Genomic DNA, 22708 nt, shown 5'->3' with positions numbered 1-22708 from the left:
ACGGTCCGGCACTAGGCTGCGACGAACAGTTCTCGAAGTCGCTTGCGCTCGGCACCTGCCTTGCGCTCGGCATGCCAGCGGTCGAAAAACTGCCATTGCAAAGTCATGCATTCGGGTTCGTCGACGGTCACCACAAAATAGGTTGGCGCCTTGCTTTCGTCGATTTCGACACGGAACGGTGGTTCAGCAGTCATGGCGTTGTCCTCCGGCGAATTGACAAGCTCTCATCGGAATGTGGCAAGTTTTGGCCGGTCGGCGCTAAATGTAGATGGGCCGACCTGTTCATCTTCGTTTGCCGCGGACGCTCAATTACCTGAATCAGCCGACAGGTGGCAGCGAATTCATCGCGGTCATGAAGGCGGATACGCCGTAAATGCCGAAAACAAAAAGCGTTGCCAAGATGTAGCGGGACATGATTGCCATCCGTGGTCGGTCTGGTGGAACGAACTGATGCAGCAGATTTATCCCGCAGACAGAGTCCCAGCAGTCACAAAGGTTACTCGAGCACTCGGAAGTATGCGGCTTCAGAAATTTTGTCGGTGATGTGGAACCTCTTGCCGCACCGCGCGTTGAGGCCATGTTCCCCTCCCGCGGACTTACCTCCCAAGTCCGCTTATTAAACCGGCTTAGCAGCCGGTTTTTCTTTGAGCGGATTTTGTGCACCCATCGAAGCAACGCTTTCTCGTCAGGCTCGTTGTTGTCGAAAAGGAGTACGTGAATGGAAGTCGAGCCCGGAACGACCGACAACCGCCTTTTCGAAGAGCTTCAGGAACTGGTGTCGCTTGAAATGAAGGACATAATGGCAACCGCCGCGGAAGAAGGCTTTTCGCGCCAGGATGTGGTGGCCGCACTCGAACTGGCCCTTCAGGTCGAGATACAGGCGCTGGCGGCAAACGCTGAGGCGGAAACCGATTTTGGCGCCGAAAAGGGCCAAGGATCGGCAGCAATCTAACCAAGCCGGCCCTTTCTACGTCGCGCTCGCCTTGGCCGTTTTCGCATCAATATGAAACGCCCCGCATTCGATGACGGGGCGTTTGCAATTGGCCAAGCTGGCAAGGTTTTCGTCACTAATTCACGACGACTAACGCCTATTCTTCAATCACGACGGTATCCGGCTGACGCTTCTTCTTGATGATAATCGTTTCATCTTTAGGCTTCTGAGCATCGTCAATGATTGCGCCCGTGGTCATGCCCATGGCGCCACCAACAACGGCACCCACGGGGCCACCGACCAGTGCACCCGTTGTGGCGCCTGCGACCGTACCGGTTGTGGTGGCATCCGGCTCTTCGGCCTGGACCGAGGTGGCGAAGGTGGCGCCGGTCAGAAGGGCGGCAGCGATAACAGCGGTCTTCATCATTGTCTTTCTCCATATTCCGTTGATCGGATACCCGGCTAATGCCCGGTTTTCGGGAAGGTTCCCGCCAATATCATTGGAACAAATTGGAGCGAGGAGCCTCAGCCGGCGCGCGCGGCGTCGGAAATGCGGAACTGAATCCGACGGGAGCCCTGCCAATAGTCGGCATTGAGCGTGCCTGCCACGTGGATCTGATCGCCGCGCGAGGACAGCAGGAAGCGGCCGAGATCGGTATCGATGGCGCGGAAGGCCATGGCCTCGAGACGGGCGCCGTCCATGGCCTGCAGGGATACACGGAGGTGATTGGTACCGACGTAGCGGCATTCCAGCACACGATGTAGCGGCAGGGCGAAAACCGGCTGAGGATGGCCCGATCCGTAAGGGCCGGCTTTCTCGAGCTGGTCGATCAGGGCGAAGGTCGCGCCCGAGGCGCCGAGCGCACCGTCGATTTCCAGCACCTGATCCTCGACCAATGCGGCGACTTGGGTCTTTGCCGCTTCCTCGAAGAAAGCCCGCAGTTGGCCGAGATTGCTGCGCTCGACGGTCAGGCCCGCCGCCATGGCGTGGCCACCGCCCTTGACGAGAATGCCGGCATCCACGGCGGCCCGCACCATCCGCCCCATGTCGAAGCCGGCGATAGACCGACCTGAGCCAGTGCCCTTGCCGGATGGGTCAAAAGCGATTGCAAAGGCCGGACGGCGGAATTTCTCTTTCAGCCGGGCGGCGATCAGCCCGACAATGCCTGGGTGCCATTTGTCGCGCGCAGTGACGATAACGGGCACATGCTCGCCGGTGCCATATTCGGCAAGCGCTTCCGCCTCGGCCTCGGCCAGCATCACGCGCTCCATTTCCTGCCGGTCGCGGTTGAGGTCGTCCAGCTTTGACGCGATCTCCTGCGCCTTGCCGGGATCGTCGAGCGTCAGCAGCCGCGAACCGAGCGCGGCGTCGCTGATCCGACCACCAGCATTGATGCGTGGGCCGACAAGGAAACCCAGATGGTAAGGCGTCACGGGTCCGCCGATGCCCGCCTTCGTGAAGAGTGCCGCAAGGCCGGGATTGGTCATATGGCGGGCGGCGATCAGGCCCTTGACGACATAAGCGCGGTTGAGGCCCCTGAGCGGTACGACATCGCACACCGTCGCCAGGGCCACGAGATCGAGCATCCCAAGCAGGTCGAGGCTTGCGGCGCGGGGATCGCCGCGCTGGCGCATAAGGCGGTGCAGCGCGACCAGCACGAGGAAGACGACGCCGGCTGCGCAGAGATGCCCCTGCCCTGACAGATCATCCTCGCGGTTCGGATTGACGATGGCGAGCGCCTCGGGCAGCGCGTGGCCGACCTGGTGGTGGTCGATGACCACCACGTCGATCTTGCGCTCGGCCGCAACGGCGAGCGCTTCAAGGCTGGTCGAGCCGCAGTCGACGGTGACAAGGAGTTGCGCGCCGTCGTCGATCAACTGGCCGATCGCCGCAGGGTTAGGGCCATAGCCCTCGAAAATGCGATCCGGAATGTAGATCCGGGCGTCAATGCCGAAATGGAAGAGGAAGCGATAGAGCAATGCGGCCGAAGAGGCGCCGTCGACGTCGTAGTCGCCGAAGATCGCGACATGCTCGCCGAGATCGATGGCACGCGCAATCCGCTCAGCCGCCTTCTCGCAATCCGTCATCGTGTACGGATTGGGCATCAGGTCGCGGATTGTCGGATCGAGGAAGGTGAGTGCGTCAGGAACTGCGACGCCGCGGCCGACCAGCACGCGGGCGATCAATTCGGAAACACCATGGATCTGCGCCATGGCGAGCGCGCGGTTGAGGCCGGCCTGGTCGAGCCGCTGCTCCCACCGCTGGCCGCTGGCCGAACGCTCGACGCCGAGAAAGGCCCTCTCCACCGGATCTACGCGTTCTTCCATCTCACTTCCCTGCAAAGGCCGAGAAGTAGGCACTTGTGGTGCGGAAGTCAAAAGCGTCAGGCGTTCTTCGGCCGCTCGATGCGGATGACCTGCGCCTTGCCGATGAGATAGCCCTCGGTCTCGATGGCGGCCACCGCCTTGCGGACCGATTGCTCGGTCGTGGCATGGGTCACGAGGATGATCGTCTGCTGCGCGGCCTTGTCGTCATGCACCTTTGGGCGTTGCACGATCGACTCGAGCGAAATGGCGTTCTCGGCCATGCGGGTCGCGACCGAGGCGAAGACGCCGGTGCGGTCCTGCACCGTCAGGCGGATGAAATAGCCGCCTTCATGGCTCTGCATTTCGCCGCGCTTGTAGGTGTCAAGCTGCCTGGCGGGACGGCCGAGGCTCGGGACGAGTTGGGCGCCGGGACGTGCCTTGGCAATGTCGGCGATGTCGCCCATGACGGCGGAGGCCGTGGCGTTGCCGCCGGCGCCGGGGCCGACCATGAGAAGCTCGCCGAGCACGTCCGATTCGATCGCTACCGCGTTGGTGACACCGTCGACCTGGGCGATGACGGAATCCTGCGGCACCATGGTGGGATGGACGCGCTGCTCGATGCCCGAGGCGGTCTTCTGCGCCACGCCGAGGAGCTTGATGCGGTAGCCGAGATCGGCGGCGGCCCGGATATCCTCGAGCGAGATATTGGTGATGCCTTCGAGATAGATGTCGTCGGCCGCGATCTGGGTGCCGAAGGCAAGCGTCGTCAGGATCGACAGCTTGTGGGCCGTGTCGTTGCCTTCGATGTCAAAGGCCGGGTCGGCTTCTGCATAACCCAGGCGCTGGGCTTCCTTGAGGCAGGCTTCGAAGGTCAGGCCTTCCTTCTCCATCCGGGTCAAGATGTAGTTGCAGGTGCCGTTCATGATACCGTAGACGCGGCTGACCGTATTACCGGTAAGCGACTCGCGCAGCGCCTTGATGACGGGAATGCCGCCGGCGACGGAGGCTTCGAAGTTGAGAATGACACCCTGCTCCTCGGCGAGTGCCGCGAGTTCGACGCCATGGCGTGCGAGAAGCGCCTTGTTGGCTGTCACCACATGGAGACCGCGCGACAGGGCCGCCTTGACCGCCGAATAGGCGGGCTCGCCTGCCCCGCCCATCAGCTCGACGAAGACCTCGATGTCGGCTGAGCGGGCGAGCTCGACGGCATCGTCGAACCAATGCATGCGGCTGGTGTCGATGCCACGGTCACGACTGCGGTCGCGTGCCGACACCGCCGTGACATGGATCGGGCGGCCGCAAGCGACGGTCAGCATGTTGCTGCGGGTCGTCAGAATCTTGACGAGCGAGGCACCAACGGTTCCGAGACCTGCAATGCCGATCTTAAGGGCATCAGCCATATCAAACTTCCTGTCTTTTTCTGAATTCAGCGGGCGGATTTCAAGGCGACGACGTTATGCAATGTCTCGTCTGCCGTGCCGAAGAACTTCTTGATGTTGCGGGCGGCCTGGCGCAGGCGATGCTCGTTCTCAACCAGCGCGATGCGGACATAATCGTCGCCGTGCTCGCCGAAGCCGATGCCCGGGGCGACCGCCACATCCGCCTTCTCGATCAACAGCTTGGAGAATTCCAGACTGCCGAGATGGCGGAATTTTTCCGGCACAGGGACCCAGGCAAACATCGATGCCTTCGGCGCGGGAATATCCCAGCCGGCCCGGCCAAAACTCTCAACCATCACATCACGGCGCTTCTTGTAGACCTGGCGCACCTCGTCGATATGCTTGTCTGCGTCGGGATCGTTGAGCGCGGCGCTGGCAGCCACCTGTATCGGCGTAAAGGCACCATAATCGAGGTAGGATTTCACACGCGTCAGCGCCGAGATCAGCCGCTCGTTGCCGACGGCAAAGCCCATGCGCCAGCCGGCCATGGAGAAGGTCTTTGACATCGAGGTGAATTCGACCGCGACATCCATCGCTCCGGGCACCTGCAGGAGCGAGGGCGGTGGGTTGCCATCGAAATAGATCTCGGAATAGGCGAGATCCGAAAGAACATAAATGCCGTGCTTCTTGGCGAAGGCCACGACATCCTTGTAGAAATCGAGCTCAACGACCGTGGCTGTCGGGTTCGACGGATAGCAGAGGACCATCGCGATCGGCTTAGGGATCGAATGGGCCACGGCGCGTTCAAGCGCACGGAAGAATTCCGCATCCGGCTCGACCGGGATCGAGCGGATGACGCCACCGACCATCAGGAAGCCGAAAGCATGGATCGGATAGGACGGATTCGGGCACAGCACGACATCGCCGGGCGCGGTGATCGCCTGGGCCATGTTGGCGAAGCCTTCCTTCGAGCCGAGCGTCGCAACGACCTGGGTATCGGGATTGAGCTTCACATCGAAGCGGCGGGCATAATAAGCGGCCTGGGCGCGGCGCAGGCCGGGAATGCCCTTGGAAGACGAATAGCCATGCGTATCGGGGCGTTGCACCGACTCGACCAGCTTGTCGACGATGAATTTGTTGGTCGGCAGATCGGGATTTCCCATGCCGAGGTCGATGATGTCGGCGCCCGCGGCTCGTGCCTGTGCCTTCAAACGATTGACCTGTTCGAAAACATAGGGCGGTAGCCGCCGGACCTTGTGAAATTCTTCCATCTCGAGCCTCGTGAGAACCAGAAGCGGCACCATCATGCCGCAAATCACGCTTTGCGACCAAATAGCCGGAAAGGCAAGGGCAAAAACTACCTATCGGGTGCAGTCGGCTGGCGGGAGTCGACGAGGATTGGCCGGCGTGCCCTCGGGGACACGCGGAATGCTGCTGCTACCTCCGCTTCCAGATCAGGGCCGAGCTGATGGCATAATTGAACACCGCACCCATGAGCGCGCCGGCAAGGCCGGCCACCCAGGCGGTAGCGTGGAAGGAGTAGATCCAGCTTGCAACGCCAACATTGCCGACCGAGCCGATCGAACAGGCGGCATAGAACATCAAAAGACCGGTCACCCTGCGCCAACCGGTCAGGCGTGCGTCGCGATAAGTCAGCCTGTTGTTGATCACAAAATTCCACGTCATGGCGACCATGACGGCGGCGAACTGCGCCCCGGCGAACGGCAGATGCAGGATCGAAATGGCATATTGCAGCGTGAGCAGATGGACCACGATGCCGGACACACCGACCGCGCCGAACATCAGGAAACGCACTGGCAGCACACCACCGAACATCTTCGAGAACAGCAGTCCAAGGTAGTCGAAGGTGACCAGCGTATCGAGCTTGCTCTCCCCGGCATGGCGCTCGCGGAAGCGATAGGAAACTTCGGAGACCTTGAGCGACTTGCCTGCGGTCCACAGGATATCCATCAGGACCTTGTAGCCCTCGCCGGCCAGCGACACGGCGTGCTTCTCGACGATCTCACGGCGGATCATGAAGAAGCCGGACATCGGGTCGGACACTTGTGTGCCGATGAAGGAACCGGCCATGCGTGTGGCTAGCTCGCTCCCCCACTTGCGGATTGGGGAAAGCCCCTCGGTTGCTGATCCACCCGCAGTGTAGCGGGTGGCGACCGCGAGGTCCGAACCTGAACGGATTGCGTCGAGCATCTGTGGCAGGATGGTTTCGTCATGCTGGAGATCGGCGTCCATCACGGCGACGAATGGTGCAGATGAAGAAAGAATGCCCTCGATGCAGGCGCCCGAGAGGCCACGCCGGCCGACACGGCGGATACAGCGCACGCGGCCGTCGCGCGATCCGATCGATTTCGCCACCACAGAGGTGCCATCGGGGCTGTTGTCGTCGACGAAAACGACTTCCCATTCGACGCCATCCAGCGTCTCTGTCAGCCGGCGGACGACTTCGCCGATATTGTCGCGCTCGGAATAGGTCGGGACGACTACGGTCAGTTCCGGCGCGGGGCGTACCAGATCGGCGCGCTTTACCGCAGCCCGGGGAGAGATATCCAGAGTGGATTTTGGCAGCGTCTCGGCAGCAAGCTCATCCGCTGTTGCTGCACCGCGAAGATCGAGAAATTCACTCTGACTGTCGATCTGCATGGTTCACCTCCAACCGGAACCCCGAGAACGCCAGTTCACTCGAAGAGTTCCACCTTAGCCAGTGAATTTCCTGTGTATCGCACAAATTTTCGCGCTGCAGCAATTCGCGACCTCACAATGGCCTTGGGATCGTAGAGCGATATCGAAACCTGGACCAACCAGACTCGACCGTGCGTGGCCAGTGCACGGTCGACGATCGCTGCGTCGGCGGGAATGATGACCGGTGCACCGAAGTTGCTCATATAGGTCCGCGGCAGATCGCGCTGGGGATAGCAACCCGGCACGCAGACGATCGGCGGGAAGCTGGAATAGCGGCTGGCGTAATAGTCTACCGCGATGCTGCCCTCGGCCGGCACAGCGATGACGACGTCGCCGGGCTCAGCGTTGCGAGCGATTTCGGCGACTATCGCCTTCCAGTCATCGATCGGCCGGTCATAGTCGTCCATGGTCCTGATCGTGGCGAGACCGATGACTGCGAGGCCGAGCAGCAGGCGTACCAATTTCCATGGTGTTGCCGAGACCACGCCGAGCGCGATGATCGCGAGCGCTGTGGGTACCATCCAGGCGAAGAGCCGTTGGATGTAGATCGGCTTGATGGCAAAGCTCACGGCAAGCACGGAATAGAGTGGCACGAGAAGCACGATCGCGGCGACAAGCGCCAAAAGTGGCGCGCAGCGGAAGAAACGGAACAGCCCGTAGAGCCACAGCCCAAGAGGCAACACCGCCAGTAGCCAGGTGTCGCCCACGACAAGCAGCCAGGTGCTGTAGAGATCGCGCAGTTTCGGCGTCAGCCAGAAGGCCAGGCCCATGAACTTGCGCGACTGATCGAGGAAGATCGGCAGGTAAGGCGCCCAGACCAGAAGCGCCAGCAGGCCAGCGCCGAGGAATATCAGGAAGTTGCGGAGACGAGTCCCCTGCGGCGTGAAAATGAGTGTCAGTGCCAGGCCGAGCCAGATGCCGAACGCGATGAAGAAGCCGGTATTGTGGATCCAGAGACCGACGCCCGCGGTTAGACCGAGGATGATTGCGGGTATCAGCCAACCTTCGTTGCGGCCCACATTATCCGTTGTCTGCTTAAGGCGCGTCACGAGCATGAGTGCGGCGAGGATGGCAAGCGTGCAGACAAACCCCTGCAGCGCATAAGGTCTTGCGTTTTGTGCCTCTCGGATGCTGGCATAGTTCACGGCCAGGAGGGCGGCGCCGAGAAGTCCGGCCGCCCTACCCTGCCAACCCGCGTTGAGCAGACGACCGGCGAGCGCGACGGCGAGCACCGTCGCAAGGCTGAAGATGACGGACAGGCTGCGCAGACCAAATTCCGAATTGCCGAACAGAAAGGTCCAAAGCCTGAGGACCGAATAGTAGAAGGGAGGATGCGTCTCGAACTGCGGCACGTCGCTCCAAAGATCGGCAAAGGAGCGTGAAGCAAACCATTCGGTGAAGAGTTCGTCAATCCAGAGCGAGCGCGTCGCCAATCCCGGCAGGCGGAACAGGAGAGCGACGACAAGGATGAGAGCGACAATCGTCCAGAAATGGCGCTCGCTGAACGCGCCGATGTCATCCTGCGATTTCTTCATCGACACCTTATCGAGCGAAAAGGATTTGCTTCATGCAGTTAATGCTGAAACCCGGCCACGGGTTGCATAAAAAGCATGCCGCCATGATGACAGAGATAGGGTCGCCTAGCGCTGCGCTTCAGTGGCCATCCTGACCGCGAAAGCAGCAAGCACCGTGCCCATCACCCAACGCTGGATCGTGAGCCAGGTCGGGCGCGACGCGAGCACCGCGGCAAGCGAACCTGCGACGACGATCAGGATCGAGTTCACGCTGAGGCTGATCGCGATCTGCATGAAGCCGAGCGCCACGGCCTGCGTCAGCACGCTGCCCTGTTCCGGATGGATGAACTGCGGCAGCAGCGACAGATACATCACCGCCACTTTCGGGTTGAGCAGATTGGTCAGCAGTCCCATCAGCAGAAGCTTCCGCGGTCCATCCGGGGGAAGATTGCGGACATGGAAAGGCGAGCGGCCGCCCGGCTTCAGCGTTTGCCAAGCGAGATAGAGAAGATAGAGTGCACCGGCAAAGCGAAGCGCGTCATAGGCGTAGGGCACGGCCATCAGCAGCGAGGTAATGCCGAGCGCCGCGCACACCATGTAGAACAGGAACCCAGTCCCTACACCAACCAGCGACAGGAAAGCAGCACCGCGGCCCTGGCTGATCGAGCGCGACACGAGATAAACCATATTTGGCCCGGGTGTCAGGACCATGCCCAGCGCGATAAGCGAAAAGGCAGCGAACGTTCCGAGATCGGGCATTGTTACTCCGTCTGCTGGCCAAGAAGCCGAAGGGCTTCCACACGACGACGATATTCCGCGGATGAAATGGTGCCGGCCTGTCGTTGTCGGGCGAGCGACGAAAGCTGCGTTTCCTGTCGCGCGGCCTCTTCATCCGTCATCTGCGCCATAGCCGAATCGAGCGGCTGGGAGAAATCGGGGTACTTCTCGGCCGGCGCCGGCCGCACGCGCTCGGTGGTCAAGACTTCGCTCGATGTGCTCGTGGAACTGCAGCCGCCCAGCAAGGCCGCAACCAACGGCAGCACTGCGGCAAACAGGCGAAGGTGATGACCGGCAGAAGGCATGATGCTCCCATCACTGAAAATATGAACAGGCTTCCGCCGTCGGACCTTTTTCTGACACCCAAATGGTGGAATTTGCAATGCGTTTCATGCAATGATTCAAATTAAGAAATGCATGCCCGGGAGTGAGACAAGATATGGCCGACAGTGACACAAGCCAGGCCGGGACAGGGCAGTCGATCCCCGCTTTCGATCCCGCCAAGCTCGAGCCCTTCGTCGTCAAGAACCCCGAGGCCCTCTCGCTCAACATCGCCCGGTCGCTGGAAAATCTCGGCAAGGCGGCGACGGAGTGGCTGCAGCCGCGCGAAACCGGCGAGAAGAAGAATGCCGAGATCGAGCCGTTGACCGATCTGGTCGCAACCATCTCCAAAGTGGTGGAATATTGGGTGGCCGACCCGTCGCGCACGCTGGAAGCACAGACGCATCTGATGACGTCCTATTTCGGCGTCTGGATGAATTCGCTGAACAAGGCCGCAGGCAAGCCAGTCGCGGCGCCGGAGATTCGAAGCGACAAACGCTTTAGCGGCACCGACTGGACTGAGACGCCCTTCTTCGACTTCCTGCGCCAGATCTATCTCGTCACGTCGGACTGGGCGGAGAAACTCGCCACCGAGGCGGGCGGCCTCGATCCGCACACAAGGCACAAGGCGCAGTTCTATGTCCGGCAGGTGACATCCGCACTGTCGCCCTCCAATTTCGTGCTCACCAATCCGGAGCTCTACAAGGAGACAGTGGCCAAGAACGGCGCCAATCTCGTCGAGGGCATGAAGAAGCTCGCCGAGGACATCAAGGCCGGTCGCGGCGACCTTCGCATCCGCCAGACCGACATGAGCAAATTCAAGGTCGGCGAGAACCTCGCGATTACGCCCGGCAAGGTGGTTGCCGAGAACGATATCTGCCAGATCCTGCAATATGATGCGACGACGGAAAGCGTGCTGAAGCGCCCTCTTCTCATTGTGCCGCCTTGGATCAACAAGTTCTATGTTCTCGACCTCAATCCGCAGAAGAGCTTCATCAAGTGGTGCGTCGACCAGGGCCACACCGTGTTCGTGATCTCCTGGGTCAATCCCGATGAGCGCCATGCCCACAAGGATTGGGAGGACTACGCCCATGAAGGCGTCGGCTTCGCGCTCGACACGATCACCAAGGCGACCAGCGAGAAGGAAGTGAATGCCATCGGCTACTGCGTCGGCGGCACCCTGCTTGCCGCGACGCTGGCGCTTCACGCCCAGGAAGGCGACAAGCGCATCCGGTCCTGCACGCTGTTCACCACACAGGTGGACTTCACTTTTGCCGGCGACCTCAAGGTGTTTGCCGACGAGAGCCAGATCCGCATGATCGAAAAGAGTATGAACGAGGACGGCTATCTCGATGGGTCGAAGATGGCGATGGCGTTCAACATGCTGCGTTCGCAGGAACTGATCTGGCCGTATTTCGTCAATGCATATCTCAAGGGCCAGGATCCGACGGCTTTCGACCTGCTCTACTGGAACGCCGACTCCACCCGCATGGCAGCTGCCAACCACTCCTATTATCTGCGCAACTGCTATCTCGAGAACAATCTCTCGCAAGGCAAGATGGTGCTGGCCGGCAAGACACTTGATCTCAAGGCCGTGAAGATCCCGATCTACAATCTCGCCACCCGCGAAGACCACATCGCGCCGGCCAAGTCCGTCTTTGTCGGCTCGAAGCTGTTCGGCGGGCCCGTGACCTACATCATGTCCGGCTCCGGCCACATCGCCGGAGTCGTCAATCCGCCTGACAAGAAGAAATATCAGTACTGGCACAATGGTCCGGTGAAGGGCGAATTCGAGGATTGGGTCGCGAACGCTGAGATGACCGACGGCTCCTGGTGGCCGAACTGGCATGGCTGGATCGAGGCTCAGAGCGACCGCAAGGTGCCGGCGCGCATACCGGGTGGCAACAAGCTGAACCCGATCGAGGAAGCACCGGGCAGCTATGTGAAGGTGCGGGTGTGAGCTAGACCTTGATCGGGCCGATTTTCCCCGGCATAGAGTCGGGATAGATGCAACTTCTACTATGACGAAAGCCTGTTTCCACTGATGGTTACCTATATCGAAGCCCTCTCCGCGCCGATGAAGAATACCGGCGCCATTCGTCTCTATGGCGCCGACGCGTTCGAGGGCATGCGCAAGGCCTGCCAGCTCACAGCCCGCTGCCTGGACGAACTTGCCGATCTGGTGAAGCCGGGCGTGACAACGAACGAGATCGACCGCTTCGTCTTCGAATTCGGCGAGAAGCACAATGGCCTGCCCGCGACGCTGAACTATCGCGGCTACCGCAAGAGCTCCTGCACCTCGATCAACCACGTCGTCTGCCACGGCATCCCCGATGACAAGCCGCTGCGGGAGGGCGAGATCGTCAATATCGACGTGACCTACATCCTCGATGGCTGGCACGGCGATTCGAGCCGCATGTATCCGGTCGGAGAGATCAAGCGCGCAGCCGAGCGCCTGCTCGAAGTTACCTACGAATGCCTGATGCGCGGCGTCAAAGCCGTTCGCCCCGGTGCCCGCACCGGTGCCATCGGTCATGCCATCCAGACCTTTGCCGAGGCCGAACGCTGCTCCGTGGTGCGCGACTTCTGCGGTCATGGCGTCGGGCGGCTGTTCCATGATGCACCGAACATCCTGCATTACGGCCAGGCCAATGAAGGGCCGGAGCTCAAGGAAGGCATGATCTTCACCATCGAGCCGATGATCAATCTCGGTCGGCCTCATGTGAAGGTGCTCTCCGACGGCTGGACGGCGGTGACCCGCGACCGTTCGCTGTCGGCGCAGTATGAGCATACGGTGGGCGTAACCGCCAATGGCTGCGAAATCTTCACACTGTCGCCTGGCGGGCTCGACACGCCCGGCATCAAGCTCTGAGGCACCGATGACCGCTTCGCCCCAGGATCCTCAAGACAATATGGATCAGGCCGGAGCGGAGGACGAATTGGCCGATGAGCGCGGCTTCTTTTCCGAGACCATGCCGCGCAAGACTGTTGCCGCCAGACGAAAGGGGTCGGAGCCGGATTCTCCCCACGCGCATTATCACGGCCATCGCGAGCGGCTTCGTAGCAAGTTCCGCGAGTTGGGCGATACCGCGCTTGCCGACTACGAACTGCTCGAACTCCTTCTCTTCCGGCTCATCCCGCGGCGTGACACCAAGCCGATCGCGAAGGCACTGATAGAACGTTTCGGGTCGCTCGCTGCCGTGCTCGGCGCTCCGACCGGCCTTCTCCAGGAAGTCAAAGGTGTCGGCGAAACGGTCGCCACAGATCTCAAGCTCATAGCCGCCGTCGGACACCGATCGCTGAAGAGTGGGCTGACGGGCCGCACGGTGCTCGGGTCATGGGCGTCGGTGATCGAATACTGCCACGCTGCCATGGCCTTCGAGACGAAGGAACAGTTCCGCATTCTGTTCCTCGACAAGCGCAACCAGTTGATCGCTGACGAGGTGCAGCAGCGTGGAACGGTCGACCACACGCCGGTCTATCCGCGCGAGGTGGTGAAACGCGCGCTGGAGCTCTCAGCCACCGCGATCGTCCTCGTGCACAATCATCCGTCGGGTGACCCCACGCCATCGCGTGCCGATATCGACATGACGCATACGATCATCAGCACGGCCAAACCGCTGGGGATCGCCGTGCATGATCACATCATCATCGGCAAGGACGGGCATGCCAGTTTCAAGGGCTTGAGACTGATTTAGGACCAAGTCCTCGCAATCATGAAATTGATTACCTAAGTTGTACGGGTAGGTCTTCCCCGGACTTCGCTGCCGCCATGCGGTGTTTGCACACACAATCAGACAGGTCCGCTCCATGAGCCAGCTATTCACCCCACTCACCCTCCGTGATCTCACCCTCAAGAATCGGCTCGTCGTCGCGCCGATGTGCCAGTATTCGGCGCGCCATGGCGTCGCCAATGACTGGCACTTCGCCCACCTCGCCCGCTTTGCCATCGGCGGCTTCGGCCTTGTGACTGTCGAGGCGACGGCGGTGTCGCCGGAGGGACGCATCTCCTATGCCGACACCGGCCTGTGGAGCGATGAGCAGATCGAGCCTTTCCGCCGAATCGTCGATTTCGTGCATTCGCAGGGCGCGGCGGCCGCGATGCAGCTCGCACATGCCGGCCGCAAGGCCTCGTCACCCGTTCCCTTCCGTCCGAACCCGACCGATGCGGAGAAAGTCGCAGTTGGTTACGAGGATTGGCAGCCCATCGCCCCAAGCGCGATCATCCATTCGGAAAAACAGCCGGGCTACAAAATCCCGCGCGAGATGACGCTCGATGACATCCGTCGCTTCAAGCAATCTTTCATCGAAGCAGTCTATCGCTCTGAAAAGGCTGGCTTCGATATCATCGAAATCCATTCGGCCCATGGCTATCTGCTCAACGAATTCCTCTCTCCGATCGCCAACAAGCGCCAGGACGACTATGGCGGCAGCCGGGACAATCGCATGCGCCTGCTGCTGGAGGTGACGGAGGAGACCCGTGCCGCCTGGCCGGCGGGAAAGCCGCTGTTCGTCCGCATATCCGGCTCGGACAATCATCCGGATGGCTGGACTGTTGAAGACAGCATCGTTCTCGCGAGAAAGCTCAAGGCGCTCGGCGTCGACGCCGTCCATGTCTCGTCCGGTGGATTCGACGGCGCAGCTTTCAATCCCAAGGCGCTCTATCAACTCCCGCTTTCCACCAAGGTGCGGAAGGATGCTGATATCCCGACCGTGGCCGTCGGCCTGATCACGACGCCACTCGAGGCCGAGGCGATTGTCGAGAACGGCGATGCCGATCTCGTGGCCCTGGCCCGGGCGGCGCTAGACGACCCCAATTGGCCGCTTCATGCCCGCCACATTCTCGAGAATAGCGAGAGCGCATATGCCGATTGGCCGCTGCAGGCCGGCTACGCAATCCGTAACAAGGATCGCGCTCTCAAGAAGCGCGCCTTCGCCGAGGCCTGACGCCACCATCCGTGTGCAGCAATTGGGAAGGTCAAGGTCTTGACCTTCCTTTTTTATACGCTCTGATAGGTATGCCTTGCTTCGCCAAAGCTGACAATCAGAGGAATTTCCATGTCCTACAAAGACATAGCAAAAGCCACCAACATCGACGAAGCGTTCTCCAAGAGTGACAAGAACGCAATTCTCGGCGTGATCAGGGAGGCCTATCGCGAATCGTCGATCGCGCGAAACATGTTCGATCGCTGGGTGGACGACAAAGGGCGCGACATCAATTTCATCTACAATGAGGGCGATTTCAGCGCCTGGAACGGCAAGGTCTGGCTCGACATGCGCGAGCTCGACAATGCAAGCTATATCGACAAGCACGGCAACGCCGTCCAGGACTATCCGTTCACGGCGATCATCCACGAGCTCGGCCACGCGCTCACCGCGCGGCTCGACAATTGGACGTCAGAAGAGCCAGCGGGCGAAAACCAGATCTTCGCCAACAGGATATACAGGCAAGCGGGCTATACGGAGCAGCTCGCCTACATGGCCTATGACGCGAGCGGCGACGTCATCGAGCGCGGCGTGGACTATACCGACGGTGCGCGGATCGACAGCGCCTGGGTCAAGAAATGGGCCGACCTGCCAAACGACTACGACACCACGCACAACGGCAAGTTCACCAAAGCCTACGACGATCTTGTCATCGGCAGCGCAGATGCCAATGTGCTGGAAACCGGGCGTGGTGACGACTTTATCTATGGCCTCGCCGGCGACGACGAATTGGTCGGGGGAGCGGGCTCGGACCGCTTGAATGGCGGTGATGGCGCCGATGTGCTCGATGGCGGCGAAGGTCTCGATTACGCGAGCTACAAGATTGCTTCGGCCGCCGTGATCGCCGATCTCGCGGATTCCTCCCGCAACACGGCGTCTGCGGCCGGAGACACATTCCTCTCCATCGAGGGCCTCATCGGTTCGGATTACACCGACGAGCTAAGCGGCGACGGCGAGGACAATGTCCTCGAAGGGCGAGACGGCGACGACACGCTCATCGGCTACGGCGGCGATGACGATCTCAACGGGGGCGACGGTGCCAACGACCAGGCAGTCTACAGCTATGACTACGACACTTATGTCTTCAACCAGGCCGACGGCACGATTTCGGGCGCGGAAGAAGGGACAGACCATCTCGTCGATGTTGAGTTCGCGGTCTTTGCCGACGGCGTTCTCGATATCAGCACGGGGGTATTTGAGCCCGATAACGGAGCCCGCGTCGCTGACGCGGACTACGCTGCCTGATCTCGGAACCGTTCAAACGAACCGGCTCTGCACGAGCGCCGCCTCGATGAAACTCGCGAAAAGCGGATGCGGATCGAAGGGCCGGCTCTTCAGCTCCGGATGATACTGAACGCCGATGAACCAGGGATGGTCGGCATATTCGACCGTCTCGGGCAGAACGCCATCCGGCGACATCCCCGAAAAGACCAGGCCACATTCTTCCAGCCGGTCCTTGTAGTCGACATTCACTTCGTAGCGGTGGCGATGGCGCTCGGAAATGTCGGTCGAGCCGTAGATCTCGGCGATCTTGGTTTCCCTGTTGAGAACCGCCCTGTAGGCGCCGAGCCGCATGGTGCCACCGAGATCGCCACTCGCCGTGCGCTTCTGGAGCTCGTTGCCGCTGACCCATTCGGTCATCAGGCCAACCACAGGCTCTGCGGTCTTGCCGAACTCGGTGGAGGATGCCTTCTCCACGCCGGCGAGATTGCGCGCCGCCTCGACGACCGCCATCTGCATGCCGAAGCAGATACCGAAATAGGGCACCTTGCGCTCGCGGGCGAACTTGGCCGCCTGGATCTTGCCTTCCGAACCGCGTTCCCCGAAACCGCCCGGCACGAGAATGCCGTGGACCTTTTCGAGATAGGGAGATGGATCTTCCTTTTCGAAGATTTCCGACTCGATCCAGTCGAGTTTGACCTTCACCTGATTAGCGATGCCGCCGTGGTAGAGCGCCTCGATCAGCGACTTATAGGCATCCTTGAGGCCGGTATATTTGCCGACGATGGCGATCGTGACCTCGCCCTCCGGATTGTGGATGCGGCGCGAGACCTCCTCCCACTTCTCCATGCGCGGCTGCGGCGCCGGCTCGATGCCGAAGGCGGCCAGCACTTCGTCGTCCAGGCCTTCCTTATGGTATGCGATTGGCACGTCATAGATGTTGGCGGCGTCGAGCGCCTGGATGACGGCCGAGGGCCGCACATTACAGAAAAGCGACAGCTTGCGGCGTTCCGCTTCCGGAATCTCGCGGTCGGCCCGCACCAGCAGGATGTTGGGGTGGATACCCATCGCCTGCAGTTCCTTGACCGAATGCTGGGTCGGCTTGGTCTTAAGCTCGCCAGCGGTCGGGATATAGGGCATCAATGTGAGATGAATGTAGACGGCCGAATTGCGTGGCAACTCATTGCCGAGCTGGCGGATCGCCTCGATGAAGGGCATCGCCTCGATATCACCGACGGTGCCGCCGATCTCGCAGAGCACGAAATCGTAGCTGTCATTGCCTTCGGTCACGAAATTCTTGATTTCATTGGTGACGTGCGGAATGACCTGGACGGTTGCGCCGAGATAGTCGCCGCGCCGTTCCTTGTCGATGATGTTCTTGTAGATGCGGCCGGTGGTGATGTTGTCGGTCTTGGTCGCCGAGCGGCCGGTAAAGCGCTCGTAGTGACCGAGATCGAGATCCGTTTCAGCGCCGTCGTCGGTCACGAAGACCTCGCCGTGCTGCGTCGGGCTCATCGTGCCGGGATCGACATTGAGATAGGGATCGAGCTTGCGGAGCCGAACCCGATAGCCTCGGGCCTGAAGAAGTGCACCCAGAGCTGCGGATGCGATGCCTTTCCCGAGAGAAGAAACCACACCGCCGGTAATGAAAACATATCGCGCCATGGGCTTTACCCCCTACTGCTTCGCGGATGATTCCGCCACAAGAAATTTCGTCCCACACCGCTTTTCCAAAGCCGATGCCGGATGGTCCAACAAAAAACCGGCAGGGTTTGTCCTGCCGGCTCATGATTGTGATGTGGACGAGGTTATTGCGGCTGGGCCGGCTTTTCCTCGGTCGTCGTCTTGGTCTCTGCGTCCGCAGGCTTGCTGTCGGTGGCCGTGATCGGGTCGGCAGGCTTGTCTTCGGTCGCCGTCGTGGTCGCGGGCTTGGTGTCGACAGCCGGGGTCGTCGCACTGGAATCGTCACCGAGCGGGATCGCGTTTGGATCAGCCGGTTTCTTCTCCTCGGTCTTCTTCGGTCCGAGCGCGTTGTTCATGTCATCGGTGGTGATCGCCGTCGGCAGCCGATCGAGGATATCGGTCGGCTTCGATTCATAGCGCGCCCATACCGCAAGGCCGAGCGAGGTGAGAAAGAAAAGTCCCGCCAGGATCGCCGTCGTGCGAGTCAGCGCATTGGCGGTACCGCGGGCGCTCATGAAGCCGGAGCCGCCGCCGATGCCGAGGCCGCCGCCTTCCGAACGCTGGATCAGTACGACGCCGACGAGCGCCAGAACGATCATCAGATGAATTACGATGAGAACGGTCTGCATTTATCCAATCCCGCCCGCCGGGCGGCGGACAAATTTCAAGAGTTGGCGCGCTATTACACGAGCCCAGATGGATTTGAAAGACCTTTTCCGTGCGTCTTATGCACGGTCAGAAAAGTCCGTCAGGCGATGAGTTCGCCATAGACCTGACAAATGGCGAGGAAGTCTGCCGATTTCAAGCTGGCGCCGCCGATCAGTGCGCCATCGACATTTGCGATAGACATCAATTCCTTGGCGTTGGAAGGCTTCACCGAGCCACCATAGAGGATACGCATCTTGCCGCCTTCCCCGCCGAACCGGCCCTGGAGCTCGGCGCGCAGGAAGGCGTGCGCCTCCTCGACATCGGCCGACGTGGGGGTGAGCCCAGTGCCGATAGCCCAGACCGGTTCATAGGCGACCACGACGGTCTTCGCTGTCGCGCCGTCCGGCACCGAGCCGGCGAGCTGGCGCTTCAGGACGTCGAGTGTTGCCCCAGACTTCCGCTCGGCCTCAGTCTCGCCGATGCAGACGATTGCGGTGAGATCGGCAGCAATGGCGGCCTCGGCCTTGGCGCGCACCAGTGCGTCGTCTTCCTTGTGCAGCGTGCGGCGCTCGGAATGGCCGACAATGGCGAAAGTGCCAAAACTGTCGGCGATCATGGCGGCGGAGATGTCGCCGGTATAGGCTCCTGATTGCGCGGTGTGGCAGTCTTGGGCGCCGATGCGGAGCTGACTGTCGGTGACGAGCGCGGTCGAGACGTAAAGCAGCGTCGCCGGCGGGCAGATCAGTGTATCGATCTTGCCGGCCAATGGCTCTACGCCTGCGGCAATCGCCTTGAGCTCGGTGAGCGAATCCCTGACGCCATTCATCTTCCAATTGCCGGCAACCAGCGGCTTGATCCCAGGTGTCGTCATGTCTCTCCCCCAAGTCCGGAAATGTTTCGACAGCGACCTAACAGATGGAGCCGAAAATCCGCAAGCGAAATTGGCCGTGACGCGGTGGCGCAACAATTGCAGGCCAGAATAAAGAGCGCGGTCGGCGCGTCACAAACTCGGCGACTTCAAGAAATCCGCAGACTGGGCTATTCTGTCAGGCGGGTAAGAGGCATCAGGAATGTCCGTTACGAAACGCAACGACCACAGAATGATCACGCTCCTTGCGATCGTGATGCTGGCGCTGACTGCCTGTGGCGCCGAAGCGGCGAACCGTGTCGCTCTGGTCATCGGCATGTCGCAGTACAAGACGATCCCGACACTTGCCAATACCGTCAATGACGCAACAGCGATTGCCGAAAAGCTCGAAGGTCTGGGCTTCGAGGTCGATCGCGCGATCGACCTGCCGCTCAAGGACCTTATAAAGACCGTCTCGACCTTCTCCTTCAAGTCGGAGACATCGGACATCGCCCTCATCTATTATGCGGGTCACGGCGTCGAGTTGAACGGCCAGAACTTCCTCATTCCCGTCGACGTGAAGATCATCAAGCCGTCCGATGTGGGCGCCCAGGCTATCACCCTCAAGCAGCTTCTCACTGCGGTGGAGAATTCACGCAAACTCCGGATCGTGATCCTCGATTCCTGCCGCAACAATCCCTTCGCCGATTGGCCGGTTCAGGAAGTCGCCAAGGCTGGTACGGAAGATTTCGACTCGGTTGAAACCCGCTCGCTTCTCAAGCAGGGCCTTGCCGAACCCTCCGTCGACAAGGGCACACTCGTCGTCTACGCCGCAAAAGACGGCGAAGCCGCGCTCGATGGTGAAGGCGGCATCCATAGCCCCTTTGCCAAGGCGCTCATCGAGCAGCTGCCGGCCCGCAATGTCGAGATCGGCATGATGTTCCGCCAGGTCCGCGACGCCGTGCTCCGCGATACGAAGAACAAGCAAGAACCGCATTTCTACGGCTCGTTATCGGGCGTACCCTTCTTCCTTGCGGGCACCGACCAGAATGTCGCCTCCCTGACCGACCGCAAGACGGCCTGGGGTTCGCTCGCACCTGACCAGGAACTGCAGCTCGCCTCGCTTGCGAGCGACGGCAATGTGCGCGCCATGCTCGGCCTGGGCTATATGTCGCTTTCGGCCAATGACAAGGCGCGCTTCAAGCCGGAACGCGCTTTCGCGATGTTCACCGAGGCAGCCGACAAGGGCGATCCGGAAGCGATGTTCGAACTGGCCAAGCTCTATGAGAAGGGCATCGGCACCAACCAGGACGTGACCAAGGCGGTATCGCTCTATCAGAAGGCTGCCGAGCTCGGCTTTGCCGACGCAATCAACGACCTCGGCTTCCTCTACTATCAGGGTGCCGTCGGCCAAAAGCAGGACAAGAAGAAGGCCGTCGAGCTCTTCCTCAAGGCCGCCGACCTGCGCCATCCACAGGCCATGTACAATGTCGCTGCGCTGATCGATGACGGTGCGGTCGAGGGCAAGACACCCGACGATGCCGGCCGCTATCTCTATGCTGCGCTCCGCACGGGTGTGAAGGATGTGCTCGATCAGCTCGAGACCAACCCCAATCAATTCAAGCCGGCGACACGCAAGGCGCTGCAGGCGGAACTTGCCAAGAACAAACTTTATGCGGGCAAGATCGACGGTGCCATAGGCAAGGGTACGCAGCGCAGCATGCGTGTCGCCTTTGGTGAAACGGTGCAATGAGGAGATAGGAATGCTGGGGCAAATGGACGCGACGATCATACCGAGGGTCATACTGGCCGCAAGCTTGGCCTTCTCAGGCGTCACACCGGTCTATGCCGGCATTCCGGCCCCCCGTGTCGCGCTCGATGATGCGGCGATTTCGAGCCTGCTCCTGAAAATCCAGTCCGTCGATCCCGGTGACCCCGATACGGACGGCGGCACCGATGGCGGGAACGACGGCGGTAATAATGGCGGTCGGCCCGACCGCAACGGTCCGTCTGGCCTCAATCACCCGGAGCGCATGACACAGAACGAGCGACTCGACACCGATCGTATCGTTCGGGATCTGCAGTCGATCCGCCGCGAATGCCGCAAGTACGACGAGGTCTATCGGATCGATTGCTTGCGGCAGGGCATCGACATGACCATCGCCCGCATGGCGGACAGGCCGGAAAATCGCGACGCCAAGCGGATCCTGCGCCGCGCCAGCCGCCAGTTGGCCAGCATCGTGTCGACATATGAGGACCGCTCAGCGCCCCGTCTCGAAGTTCCGCGCAGCGCCAATCCCCGTTTCAGGACTCGCAGGACCTATCGCGCGGTCAAGCGCGCTGCCCTGCCCAACGCAATGGCGAAAGCCAATGCCGTGGTCGAGGAAGCCGCAACCCAGCTGCTGCGGTCGGCTGAGAATTCCGAGCGCCGCTACGCGCACTACCAGCAGATTTCGGCAGCGGTGGATTCGACCAAGACTCTGCTGCGTTCGGGCTGATTGTCAGTTGAGGATCCAGTTCAACGTCAGGCGCCAGTCCGTCATGCGGATTGGCGTGCCGTGCGAACCCGTGTTGAAGAGCACGAACCGCGTCGGGTAACCCTTCGCGATCAGCGTCCTGTAGAGCCCGTACTGATTGGCCCAGGGGTAGACGGTGTCGTCGGAGCCGTGGCTGAAGAACATCGGCAACTTCGCCGCATGCGCAGGGCTCTTGAGGAAATCGGGATTGGCCGGGCCGCCAAATATCATCATGCCTGACAGCATGCTCGATATTTGCGCGCTCTCCGTGATCTTCCAGCAAATGAAGCTGCCCATGGAGGCACAGGTCAAAACGATTTTCGCCTGCGGAGCCGACGCTTTGACATATCCGATCAGCGCTTCGACATCCGCCGCCCCCCGGTCACCGAAATCTCGGGCCGACGGTGCGAAATAGACCCCGTTGTTCTTGTAGGCCAGGTTCTTGAGCCGGTTGAAATTGCCCCCGAAGGAATAATCATTGGCGCCGAGCTTGCGGTCCCCGCCCCGGCCATGCACAAAAATCACGGCAAACCGGGCGTTCTTCAGCTTTCCGACCTCGAAGACATCAACAGACCGGCCACCGGTCTCGATCGTCTCGAAATTCTGATACCAGCGGACGCCTGTGGAGACATATTTGCCCTTCACGCGCCGCTCGGGATCGTCGTCGCGCTTGTGGATGTCGCGCATCTTGTCGTAGTCGATCTTGAGGAAGGCGCCATTGTCGGCCTCTTCCAGAATCCCGGGATAGGCAAACAGATCGTCCTTGAAACCGCCTATTTCGGTGGCCATAGCGCCGGGCGCGGTCATTACGATGGCCATGAGGATCGTAGCGACAAGCCGATACGCGAAACGTTCTGTGGACATCATACCTCCGGGCT

At 60.8% G+C, this 22708-nt stretch carries 21 protein-coding genes; 8 read left to right on the top strand and 13 right to left on the bottom strand.

The window, feature by feature from the left end; translation table 11 throughout:
* Positions 1–11: 11 nt before the first annotated feature.
* Positions 12–194 carry a hypothetical protein gene (locus AC2YI2_RS10145; RefSeq protein WP_487386338.1) on the bottom strand — a complete coding sequence of 61 codons (183 nt, stop codon included), beginning with the start codon at positions 192–194 and terminating at the stop codon, positions 12–14.
* A 524-nt stretch (positions 195–718) separates the two neighbouring features.
* Between AC2YI2_RS10145 and AC2YI2_RS10140 the strand changes: the two genes are divergently transcribed.
* Positions 719–952, top strand: a complete 234-nt coding sequence (locus AC2YI2_RS10140; protein WP_487386337.1) for a hypothetical protein — start codon at positions 719–721, stop codon at positions 950–952.
* A 136-nt stretch (positions 953–1088) separates the two neighbouring features.
* Here the strand turns inward: AC2YI2_RS10140 and AC2YI2_RS10135 are convergent, their stop codons facing one another.
* The 8 genes from AC2YI2_RS10135 to AC2YI2_RS10100 form a co-directional block, all read right to left on the bottom strand.
* Positions 1089–1358: a YMGG-like glycine zipper-containing protein gene (locus tag AC2YI2_RS10135; protein WP_487386336.1), complete on the bottom strand. Its 270-nt coding sequence runs from the start codon at positions 1356–1358 to the stop codon at positions 1089–1091.
* Positions 1359–1456: 98 nt separating this feature from the next.
* Positions 1457–3259 (bottom strand): single-stranded-DNA-specific exonuclease RecJ, encoded by a 1803-nt coding sequence (gene recJ, locus AC2YI2_RS10130; RefSeq protein WP_487386335.1) that lies wholly within the window; start codon positions 3257–3259, stop codon positions 1457–1459.
* A 56-nt stretch (positions 3260–3315) separates the two neighbouring features.
* Positions 3316–4638 (bottom strand): homoserine dehydrogenase, encoded by a 1323-nt coding sequence (locus AC2YI2_RS10125; RefSeq protein WP_487386334.1) that lies wholly within the window; start codon positions 4636–4638, stop codon positions 3316–3318.
* 26 nt (positions 4639–4664) lie between these two features.
* Positions 4665–5888: an LL-diaminopimelate aminotransferase gene (locus AC2YI2_RS10120; RefSeq protein ID WP_487386333.1), complete on the bottom strand. Its 1224-nt coding sequence runs from the start codon at positions 5886–5888 to the stop codon at positions 4665–4667.
* Between the two features lie 166 nt (positions 5889–6054).
* Positions 6055–7278 (bottom strand): glycosyltransferase, encoded by a 1224-nt coding sequence (locus AC2YI2_RS10115; RefSeq protein WP_487386332.1) that lies wholly within the window; start codon positions 7276–7278, stop codon positions 6055–6057.
* Positions 7279–7313: 35 nt separating this feature from the next.
* Positions 7314–8852, bottom strand: a complete 1539-nt coding sequence (locus AC2YI2_RS10110; RefSeq protein ID WP_487386331.1) for a glycosyltransferase family 39 protein — start codon at positions 8850–8852, stop codon at positions 7314–7316.
* A gap of 105 nt (positions 8853–8957) precedes the next feature.
* The gene (locus AC2YI2_RS10105; RefSeq protein ID WP_487386330.1) at positions 8958–9590 is read right to left on the bottom strand and encodes a LysE family translocator; all 633 of its coding nucleotides are present in this window, start codon (positions 9588–9590) and stop codon (positions 8958–8960) included.
* A gap of 2 nt (positions 9591–9592) precedes the next feature.
* Positions 9593–9913 (bottom strand): hypothetical protein, encoded by a 321-nt coding sequence (locus tag AC2YI2_RS10100; RefSeq protein ID WP_487386329.1) that lies wholly within the window; start codon positions 9911–9913, stop codon positions 9593–9595.
* Positions 9914–10047: 134 nt separating this feature from the next.
* On the opposite strand from AC2YI2_RS10100, the gene phaC reads away from it, so the two are divergent.
* The 5 genes from phaC (at position 10048) to AC2YI2_RS10075 (ending at position 16160) form a co-directional block, all read left to right on the top strand.
* Complete coding sequence (gene phaC, locus AC2YI2_RS10095) at positions 10048–11889, top strand: class I poly(R)-hydroxyalkanoic acid synthase (RefSeq protein ID WP_487386328.1); 1842 nt, start codon at positions 10048–10050, stop codon at positions 11887–11889.
* An 84-nt stretch (positions 11890–11973) separates the two neighbouring features.
* The gene (map, locus tag AC2YI2_RS10090; RefSeq protein ID WP_487386327.1) at positions 11974–12801 is read left to right on the top strand and encodes a type I methionyl aminopeptidase; all 828 of its coding nucleotides are present in this window, start codon (positions 11974–11976) and stop codon (positions 12799–12801) included.
* A 40-nt stretch (positions 12802–12841) separates the two neighbouring features.
* The gene (gene radC / locus AC2YI2_RS10085; protein WP_487386364.1) at positions 12842–13627 is read left to right on the top strand and encodes a RadC family protein; all 786 of its coding nucleotides are present in this window, start codon (positions 12842–12844) and stop codon (positions 13625–13627) included.
* Positions 13628–13739: 112 nt separating this feature from the next.
* Positions 13740–14876 carry an NADH:flavin oxidoreductase/NADH oxidase gene (locus AC2YI2_RS10080; protein WP_487386326.1) on the top strand — a complete coding sequence of 379 codons (1137 nt, stop codon included), beginning with the start codon at positions 13740–13742 and terminating at the stop codon, positions 14874–14876.
* Between the two features lie 111 nt (positions 14877–14987).
* Complete coding sequence (locus tag AC2YI2_RS10075) at positions 14988–16160, top strand: calcium-binding protein (protein ID WP_487386325.1); 1173 nt, start codon at positions 14988–14990, stop codon at positions 16158–16160.
* A gap of 12 nt (positions 16161–16172) precedes the next feature.
* On the opposite strand, the gene pyrG is transcribed toward AC2YI2_RS10075, so the two are convergent.
* The 3 genes from pyrG to tpiA form a co-directional block, all read right to left on the bottom strand.
* Positions 16173–17801, bottom strand: coding sequence for a CTP synthase (pyrG, locus tag AC2YI2_RS10070; protein WP_487386324.1), 1629 nt, complete (start codon positions 17799–17801; stop codon positions 16173–16175).
* 143 nt (positions 17802–17944) lie between these two features.
* Entirely contained in the window at positions 17945–18448 is a 504-nt protein-coding gene (gene secG / locus AC2YI2_RS10065) for a preprotein translocase subunit SecG (protein WP_487386323.1), read from the bottom strand.
* Between the two features lie 119 nt (positions 18449–18567).
* Positions 18568–19338, bottom strand: a complete 771-nt coding sequence (gene tpiA / locus AC2YI2_RS10060) for a triose-phosphate isomerase (protein WP_487386322.1) — start codon at positions 19336–19338, stop codon at positions 18568–18570.
* A gap of 199 nt (positions 19339–19537) precedes the next feature.
* Between tpiA and AC2YI2_RS10055 the strand changes: the two genes are divergently transcribed.
* Both AC2YI2_RS10055 and AC2YI2_RS10050 read left to right on the top strand, forming a co-directional pair.
* Positions 19538–21067, top strand: a complete 1530-nt coding sequence (locus tag AC2YI2_RS10055; RefSeq protein WP_487386321.1) for a caspase family protein — start codon at positions 19538–19540, stop codon at positions 21065–21067.
* A 10-nt stretch (positions 21068–21077) separates the two neighbouring features.
* Positions 21078–21812, top strand: coding sequence for a hypothetical protein (locus tag AC2YI2_RS10050; protein ID WP_487386320.1), 735 nt, complete (start codon positions 21078–21080; stop codon positions 21810–21812).
* Positions 21813–21815: 3 nt separating this feature from the next.
* Here AC2YI2_RS10050 and AC2YI2_RS10045 read toward each other — a convergent pair whose 3' ends face one another.
* Positions 21816–22694 (bottom strand): alpha/beta hydrolase family protein, encoded by an 879-nt coding sequence (locus AC2YI2_RS10045; protein ID WP_487386319.1) that lies wholly within the window; start codon positions 22692–22694, stop codon positions 21816–21818.
* Between the last annotated feature and the right edge of the window lie 14 nt (positions 22695–22708).

It is taken from the genome of Rhizobium sp. SRI_017 (genome assembly GCF_057586295.1).
This window is presented reverse-complemented; position numbering and strand designations above follow the sequence as displayed.